Annotated in this window: 8 protein-coding genes; 7 read left to right on the forward strand and 1 reads right to left on the reverse strand. The window is 63.6% G+C overall.

Going from position 1 to position 8438, the window contains the following annotated elements; translation table 11 throughout:
• Window positions 1-951: LacI family DNA-binding transcriptional regulator (locus tag AC5DC2_RS14725; RefSeq protein ID WP_491699013.1), on the reverse strand; the 951-nt coding region annotated here is incomplete at its 3' end.
• A gap of 195 nt (window positions 952-1146) precedes the next feature.
• On the opposite strand from AC5DC2_RS14725, the gene AC5DC2_RS14730 reads away from it, so the two are divergent.
• From AC5DC2_RS14730 to AC5DC2_RS14760, 7 genes are all read left to right on the forward strand, one after another.
• On the forward strand, window positions 1147-2721 hold the full coding sequence (locus AC5DC2_RS14730; RefSeq protein ID WP_491699014.1) for an ABC transporter substrate-binding protein: 1575 nt from the start codon (window positions 1147-1149) through the stop codon (window positions 2719-2721).
• A gap of 65 nt (window positions 2722-2786) precedes the next feature.
• Window positions 2787-3728 (forward strand): ABC transporter permease, encoded by a 942-nt coding sequence (locus AC5DC2_RS14735; protein ID WP_491699015.1) that lies wholly within the window; start codon window positions 2787-2789, stop codon window positions 3726-3728.
• 8 nt (window positions 3729-3736) lie between these two features.
• Window positions 3737-4621, forward strand: a complete 885-nt coding sequence (locus tag AC5DC2_RS14740) for an ABC transporter permease (RefSeq protein WP_491699016.1) — start codon at window positions 3737-3739, stop codon at window positions 4619-4621.
• Complete coding sequence (locus AC5DC2_RS14745) at window positions 4621-5643, forward strand: ABC transporter ATP-binding protein (RefSeq protein ID WP_491699017.1); 1023 nt, start codon at window positions 4621-4623, stop codon at window positions 5641-5643. Before AC5DC2_RS14740 ends, AC5DC2_RS14745 begins: the two co-directional genes overlap by 1 nt.
• Window positions 5640-6617, forward strand: a complete 978-nt coding sequence (locus AC5DC2_RS14750) for an ABC transporter ATP-binding protein (RefSeq protein WP_024708214.1) — start codon at window positions 5640-5642, stop codon at window positions 6615-6617. Before AC5DC2_RS14745 ends, AC5DC2_RS14750 begins: the two co-directional genes overlap by 4 nt.
• Window positions 6614-7369, forward strand: coding sequence for an alpha/beta fold hydrolase (locus tag AC5DC2_RS14755; RefSeq protein ID WP_491699018.1), 756 nt, complete (start codon window positions 6614-6616; stop codon window positions 7367-7369). Before AC5DC2_RS14750 ends, AC5DC2_RS14755 begins: the two co-directional genes overlap by 4 nt.
• Window positions 7370-7719: 350 nt before the next feature.
• Window positions 7720-8438, forward strand: a 719-nt coding sequence (locus AC5DC2_RS14760) for an ABC transporter ATP-binding protein (protein ID WP_491699019.1), incomplete at its 3' end; no start/stop codon positions are given.

Genomic DNA, 8438 nt, shown 5'->3' on the forward strand with positions numbered 1-8438 from the left:
GGCCCGGGCGGTCGTGTCCTCGGCCTCCAGCCGCTCGATCAACATGCCGGCGGCGGCTTCGGCGATCGCCGGAATGTCCTGATCGAGCGAGGTGATCTCGGGATCGAATCCCGCCGAAAAATGCAGCCCGTCGAAGGAAATCAGCGAGACGTCATCCGGCGCCTTCAGCCCCATCGACTTCAGGCCCTGCAGTACGCCGCGGGTCTGCATCGTGTTGATCGTCACGATCGCCGTTGGCCGGTTCTGCCGCGACATCAGATCCTGCGCGGCCCGGAAGGCCTGATCCTCGCGTTGATGATGGGTGTAGACGAAGTTGTCGGGAATCGGGTGTCCGGCCTCGCTGAGCGCCGCACGGGTGCCCTCCAGCCTGTCGTCGGATACCGAAATGCCGGTGCGGCCCGCGATCACGGCAATCTCGCGGTGGCCGAGCTGCAGAAGGTGGTGAACGATCAGGCGGGCGCCAAGCGCATTGTCGTCAACGACGCAATCAAACGGCGCGCCCTCTATGATGCGGTCGATGATCACAGTCGGGCGCCTGAGCGCGGGGATGATGTTTTCCGCGTAGCGCTCTCCGAGGCATGTGGGAAAGAGCACCAGTCCCGCCACCTGATGGTCGCTCATGCGGGCGATGTCGGCCAGCTCGCGCGCGGGATCGTCGCCGTTGGAGGCGAAGAACATCGAATAGCCCTTGTCGGAGAGCGCCGCCTGCATGCTGCGGGCAATGCTGGCGGCATAGGGCGCCGCGATATCGGGCACGAGCAGGCCGATCTGGCGCGAGCGGCCGAGGCGCAGGTTCCGCGCCACCGGATTGGGCACGTAGCCAACGGCCGCGATCGCAGCATTGACCCGGGCGCGTAACGTTGCGCTGACCGGCGCGCTGTCATTGATCGTGGCGGAAACAGTGGTTACGGAGACGCCGGCGGCCTTCGCTACATCCTTGATTGTGGCCATTTTTCCCCCTGATTCAATACCCTCTGTTTACACGGTTTTTCTCAAATCGCCAGCGTGTTCAGCGGAATCGGCTTGATCATTGTTTGATTTCACGGTAAATACGTAACGTTTCGTGCATTTAGTATACGAAAAATAGGGGATAAAGGCGACCTGTTCGTGGAGGATGCGAAAGGTTGCGTGTTTCGGGAGGGAAAATTGAAGACATCCGCCTTGTTTCTGGCCGCCGCCCTGGCGACCGCCGCCGCGCCGGCCTTTGCCGATGACAGCGTGCTTCGTCTGCGCATGAACGGCGACATCAATTCCGTCGATCCGATCTCGACGACCAACTACACCATCCGCAATGCCAGCTATCTGATCTATGACGTGCTGTTCGCGCTGGACGAGAATTTCGAGGTTCAGCCGCAAATGGCCGAGAGCGTCGATGTTTCCGATGACGATCTGGTTTATACCATCACGTTGCGCGACGGTTTGACCTTCCATGACGGCAGTCCGGTCACGGCCGAAGATGCCGTGGCCTCGCTTCAGCGCTGGGGCAAGGTCGACGGGCTCGGCAAGATCATGTTCTCCAAGATGGACAGCATCGAAGCCACCGATGACAAAACGCTCGTCATCACCATGGCCGAGCCCTGGGCCCAGGTTCTGCCGGCGATCGGCAAGATCTCGTCCAATATCCCGGTGATCATGCCCAAACGGCTGGCCGAACAGGATCCGGGCGACCCGGTGACCGAACCGGTCGGCTCCGGGCCCTACCGTCTCCTGGTCGATGAATGGGTGCCGGGCTCGATCGCGCCCTATGAAAAGTTCGAGGGATATGTGCCGCGAGACGAGCCGGCCTCCATGGCCGCGGGCGGAAAGGTCGCGGGCTTCGATCGTATCGAGATCGTCAACATTCCCGACACGGCGACCGCTATCGACGCGCTGCTCGCCGGCGAGATCGACTGGATGGAAGAGGTGCCGGCCGACATGCTGCCGCTCTTCGAAGGCCAGAACGAGGCGGTGGCCGAGCCGGCGCTTCAGTCCGGCAATTCGCTGCAGCTGGTCGTCAACCATCTGAACCCGCCCTTCGACAATCCGAAGATCCGCCATGCGCTGCAGCTCGCGCTCGAGCAGGAGCCCTTCATGCAGGCGATGAACGGCGACAATACCGACCTCTACGAGATCTGCGCGGCCGTCTTCTTCTGCAACACGCCGTTCGAAAGCGACGTCAACACCGACCGGGTTCTGACCCGCGATGTGGAGGCGGCCAAGGCGCTTCTGGCGGAGGCGGGCTATGATGGCACGCCGGTCCACATCATGCATGTGACCGATATCGCCGGGCAGGACGCAGCCTATTCGGTGTTGAAGCCGATGCTGGAGGAAGCGGGCTTCGTCGTCGACGAGCAGATTGCCGACTGGGCGACGGTTTCCACCCGGCGCGCGTCGAAGGAGCCGGTCGCGGACGGCGGCTGGAACCTGTTCTTCACCGGCTGGGGTTATGTCGACCAGATCAATCCGATGACCAATGTCTATGTCGCCGGCGCCTGCGGTGACGGCTGGTTCGGCTGGGCCTGCTCGGAAGAACTGCAGGAACTGCGCGAGCAGTTCGCGGCAACGAGCGATCCGGAAGAGCAGAAGCTGCTGGCCACGCGCATGCAGGAGGTCACGCATGACCTCGTGCCCTATGTGCCGCTTGGCCAGGTCTATCCGAGCCAGGGCCTTTCGACCGATCTCGAAGGCTATATCGAAAGCCCCGTTCCGTTCTTCTGGAATGTTTCGCGCGCCGAAAACTGATTATCATGACGGGCCGATGCGAGTGACGTCGGCCCGTCTTGCACCAAACTTTCCGGGAGGAACGCGTGCCGGCTTATATTCTCGGCCGACTGGCTGCGGCCATACCGACCCTGCTTCTGGTCTCGGTCTTCATCTTTCTTCTGGTGCATCTGGCGCCGGGCGACCCGGCGCTCCTGATCGCCGGCGACAATGCGAGCCCCGCCCAGGTGGAGCAGATTCGCCAGCGGCTGCATCTCGATCAGTCCCTGCCGGCGCAGTTCGTCATCTGGTTTTCCGATGCCGTCCGTCTTGATCTCGGCGCAAGCGTCTATTCGGGCAAGCCGGTGACCGAACTGATCGCCCAGCGCATCGAACCGACCTTCATGCTTGCCGCCTATACGATGGTGCTGACCGTGCTGGTCGCCATCCCGCTCGGCACGATTGCCGCGTGGAGGGCCAACGGTCTCGTTGACCGCATCATCATGGCATTTTCGGTCGCCGGCTTCTCCGTGCCGGTCTTCGCGACGTCCTATCTGCTGGTCTATCTCTTCGCCGTGAAGGCGCGATGGTTTCCCGTCCAGGGCTACAAGCCGCTGTCGGATGGCATCTGGGCAACGCTTGTCTCGCTGACGCTGCCCTCCGTTGCGCTGATGCTCGTGTTCGCCGCCCTCATCGCTCGCGTCACGCGGGCCGCCGTTCTGGAAGTGCTGCAGGAGAACTTCGTGCGCACGCTCAAGGCCAAGGGCATGGGCACCGGCCGCATTCTCGCGGTGCATGTGCTGAAGACGGCGGGCGTGCCGATCGTCACCGTCATCGGCATCGGCTTTGCCGCGCTCATCGGCGGCGTGGTGGTGACCGAAAGCGTCTTCAACATTCCGGGGATCGGCAGGCTCACCGTCGACGCCATCGTGCGCCGGGACTATCCCGTGGTGCAGGGCATCATCCTGTTCTTTTCCGTGACGCTGATCCTCATCAACCTGATCGTTGATCTGAGCTACGCATTGTTCGACCCGAGGGTGAGGGGATGACGGCCGTCATGGAAGAGACCAGCAAAAGCGTCCGTTCGTCCGAAACCCTGCTTCTCGTCAGCGAGGGTTTCCGTTTTCTCAAGGCCCACCGCGAAGTCACGATCGTGCTCGCGATGCTGGTTGCCATGGCCCTGGTCGGCGTGTTTGCGCCGCTTCTGGCGGGCGATCCGATGGCGATCAATCCGGCCATGCGCTACCGCCCGCCGTCCGCCGAACACTGGCTCGGGACCGACAATCTCGGCCGCGACGTCTATGCCCGGCTGATCTACGGCACCCGCAATTCCATGGCCGTCGGCTTTGCCGTTGCCGGAATCACCACCCTCATCGGCGTTGCCATCGGGGTCTATGCGGGTTTTTCAGGCCTCGGCGGCGCCATCGTCATGCGTCTCAACGATGCGATGATGTCAATCCCGGCCGTGCTGCTTGCCATCGCGCTCGCCTCGCTGATGGAACAGGGGCTTGCCGCCGTCATCGTCGCCATCACGGTTCCTGAAATTCCGCGCATGGTGCGGGTCGTGCGCGCGCTGGTGCTTGGCATCCGCCGCCAGCCCTATCTGGCCGCCGCCGTTTCGATCGGCACGCGCGGCCTGCCGCTGGTGTTTCGCCATGTGCTGCCCAACATGTTCGGCCCGGTCCTGGTGCAGGCGACCTATGCCTGCGCCTCAGCCGTCATCACCTCTGCCGTGCTTGCCTTTCTCGGCGTCGGCGTCTCGCCGGATATTCCGAGCTGGGGCGGGATGATGGCGGCGGCAAAGTCCATGTTCCGGCTGCATCCCGAACTGATGCTCTATCCGGGGCTTGCGCTCTCGCTGCTGGTGTTGCTCGTCAATATTCTGGGCGACCGGCTTTCCGATGCGGTCGACCCGCGCAAGGCCAAAAGGGGGATATTGTGATGGGCGAGACCTTTCTTTCCGTCGACAATCTGTCGCTGACCTTTTCCGGCAAGGCGGGCATTCACCACGCGCTCACCGACGTCTCCTTTCATGTGGACCGCGGCGAAATCCTCTCCTTTGTCGGCGAATCGGGTTGCGGCAAGTCGGTGACGGCGATGTCGGTGATGCGGCTTCTGCCGCGCCACGGCGTGCATTATCCCTCCGGCAGCATCGTGCTCGACGGAGAAGACCTGCTGCAAAAGAGCGAGCGGGAGATGCGCGCGATCCGCGGCGGCAGGATCGGGATGATCTTTCAGGATCCGATGACCTCCTTCACGCCGGTCCACACGATCGGCATGCAGATCGCCGAGACCGTCGCGCGTCACCGGGGCGTTTCGAAAAAGGCGGCGATGGTCCGGGCGCTGGAAATGCTCGATCTGGTGCGCATTCCCGATGCGAAGAACCGGATCAACGCCTATCCGCACGAGCTTTCGGGCGGCATGCGGCAAAGGGTGATGATCGCGATGGCGCTTGCCTGCGATCCGGAACTGCTGATTGCCGATGAGCCGACAACGGCGCTTGACGTGACGGTGCAGGCGGAAATCCTGGAACTGATCACGGATCTGAGGCGCGATCTCTCCATGTCGGTGATCCTCATCACCCATGATCTGGGTGTCGTTGCCGAGACCGCCGACCGGGTGATGGTGATGTATGCGGGCCGCGTGGTCGAGGAGGGGCCGGTGGCCTCGGTCCTCGGCGGGCCCGCCCATGGCTATACGGCCGGGCTGATCGAGGCCCTGCCGCTGTCGGGCGCTCTTCACCATCGCCGGCCGCTGAAGGAAATTCCGGGCGCCGTGCCGCGTCTCGATCATCGGGTGGAGCACTGCATCTATGCCGATCGCTGCGCCTTCGCGACGCCCGCCTGCAAAACCGTGCTGCCCGAGCATCGGGCGGTCGGGAAAGGTCATCGCGCCGCCTGCCTCAATGCCGGCGATGTCGCCGCGGCGCTTGAGACCAATGAAATCGTGAGGGCTTGGCAATGAATGTGCAGGTGAAGCTTGAAGGCGTGAGCAAGGCCTATGATATCGGCAAAGCCGGGTTCTTCGGCAAACCCCGGCTTTTGCATGCGGTCAACGGCGTCGACCTGGAAATCCGGAAGGGCGAGACGCTCGGTCTGGTTGGCGAGTCGGGCTGCGGAAAGTCGACGCTCGCCCGGCTGATCATGCATCTGGAAAAGCCGACGGAGGGCGCAATCGCCTTTGACGGCGAAGATCTGAACGCCGTTTCCGCCGCGCGGCTGCACGCGGCGCGGCGGCGGTTCCAGATGGTGTTCCAGGATCCCTATGCCTCGCTCAATGCCCGGATGACGGCGCGGGTGATCCTTGCCGAGGCGCTGAGGAACTACCGCTACGGCAGCCCGGCGGAAATCGGCGCCCGCGTCGAGGCCGTGGCGTCGGCCTGCGGCTTGTCCTCCTATCACCTCGACAAATATCCGCATGAGCTTTCCGGCGGCCAGTGCCAGCGCATCGGCATCGCCCGCGCCATCGCGCTCGACCCGGAGATGATCGTGGCCGATGAGCCGGTCTCCGCGCTCGACGTCTCCATCCAGGCGCAGATCATCAACCTGATCCTCAGGTTGCAGCAGGAGATGGGCCTGACGCTGATCTTCGTCTCGCATGATCTTTCGGTGGTCGCCCACATCGCCGACCGGGTCGCCGTGATGTATCTGGGGCGGATTGTCGAACTGGCGCCGGTCCACGACCTTTTTGCCGGAAGCGCGCACCCCTATACCCGGCTGCTATTGTCGGCCGTGCCGCGACCGGCCCCCCAGGGGCAGCGCGAGCGGCTGCTGAAGGGCGAGCTTCCAAGCCCGCTGAACCCGCCGGAGGGCTGTCATTTCCGGCCGCGCTGTCCCCATGCGACGGAGCGATGCCTTTCGAAGCCGCCGTTGAGACCGATCGGCCCGGGGCGTCTGGTTGCCTGTCACCATGCCGAAGACCTGGCGGAAACGCCATGAGCGCGGGAGAAAAACAGCCGGTGATGCTGATCCCCGGCCTCCAGTGCGATCGCAGGGTCTGGCAGTTGCAGATTCCGTTTCTGGAGGCGCTCGGTCATGAGGTGATCGTGCCGGAAGAGCATTTTGCGGCGCAAAGCATCGCCGAAATGGCGGAGATCATTGCCCGCCGGCTTCCCGAGAAGGTGCATGTGGCAGGCTGGTCGATGGGCGGTTACATCCTTTGCCGTCTTCTGGCGTCACATGCGGAACGGATTGTCGGCGTCGCGATGATCGCGACCTCGGCCCAGCCCGAGAATGCGCGCCGCACGGCAGAGCGTCGCGCCGCGATGATCGCGGCTCGTCAGGTCGGCATGGCGCGAGCCTATCGTGCGAGCCTCGAAGCGTGTTGCTTCCGTCCGGACAATGTGTCGCCTGCGTTGATGGACGATCTCGTGGCCATGGGCGTCGATATGGGGATGGACACATTCTTCTCCCAGCAGGCTGCCATTATCGCCCGAAAGGACGGACGTTCCGCGCTTGCCGCCTATCAGGGCCCGGTCACCATCATCTGCGGCGAACGGGATACGGTGACGCCGCCGGAATTGTCGCGGGAAATGCATGCGATTTCGGCCCGATCGCGCCTGACCATGATCCCCGAGGCCGGCCACAACGCGCCGATCGAGCAGGCCGACGCGGTCAATGCGGCGCTTGGCGCGTGGCTCGCCGAAGGGACGGCGGGAAGCGACGGGGTGCGCGCCGCAACAGCGCCATAAAGTATGTCGCGGTCGGCTGGAAACATCTGACCTCCGCGACAATGCCCCAGGTCCTATGGCTGGCAAATGCCGCATGACTGGCACGGATGCGCCGAGCGGCCTCGTGAAAGGGACATCCCCGGCACAGATTGCCTGTGCCGGGGCGGGTCGCACCCTGTCCCAGACTGCCGCATTTATCGGGACGCGGCTTATCTGGAGACTTTTCAAACGTTCTGATGCGCCGATTGGTTCCTGATCATGCGAAAAAACGTCTCGGTTTCGGCCTGCCGTGTGCGCCAGGCAATTTCATCCCCGGCGGAAATACGGTAAGGCGGATCGCAAACGCGTCCGCCCCGGAGGTTAGAAGAACAATGGCCAGTCTCACGCTGCGCAACATCGTCAAGAAATATGGCCAGCGCCAGGTCATCCACGGTCTTGATCTCGACATCGCCGACGGCGAGTTCGCGGTTCTCGTCGGTCCGTCCGGCTGCGGCAAGTCGACGCTGTTGCGGATGATTTCCGGCCTTGAGGAGATCACCGGCGGCGAGGTGATGGTCAATGGCCAGGTCGCCAACAGGATGCAGCCGCGCCAGCGCAACATCGCCATGGTGTTTCAGGATTTCGCGCTCTATCCGCATATGAGCGTGCGCAAGAACATGGCTTTCGCCCTGCGCATGGCCGGTATTTCCCGCGCCGAGCGCGATGCGGCCGTGGAGCGGGCTGCCGAGATGCTGGGGCTCACCCAGGAACTGGAGCGCTATCCGAGCGAACTTTCCGGCGGGCAGAAACAGCGCGTCGCCATGGGCCGGGCGCTGGTGCGCAACCCGGAGGCCTTCCTGTTCGACGAGCCGCTGTCCAACCTCGACGCCAAGCTGCGCGCCCAGATGCGCGCCGAGATCAAGGCGCTGCACCGCCGGCTTCAAACGACCATGATCTACGTCACCCACGACCAGATGGAAGCCATGACCATGGGCGAGCGCATCGTTCTGATGCGCGCCGGCGCGATCGAGCAGGTCGGCACGCCGCTCGAGCTCTACGACCGCCCGCAAAATGTCTTCGTCGCCGGCTTCATCGGCGCGCCGGGCATGAA

It is taken from the genome of Martelella sp., from assembly GCF_984369615.1.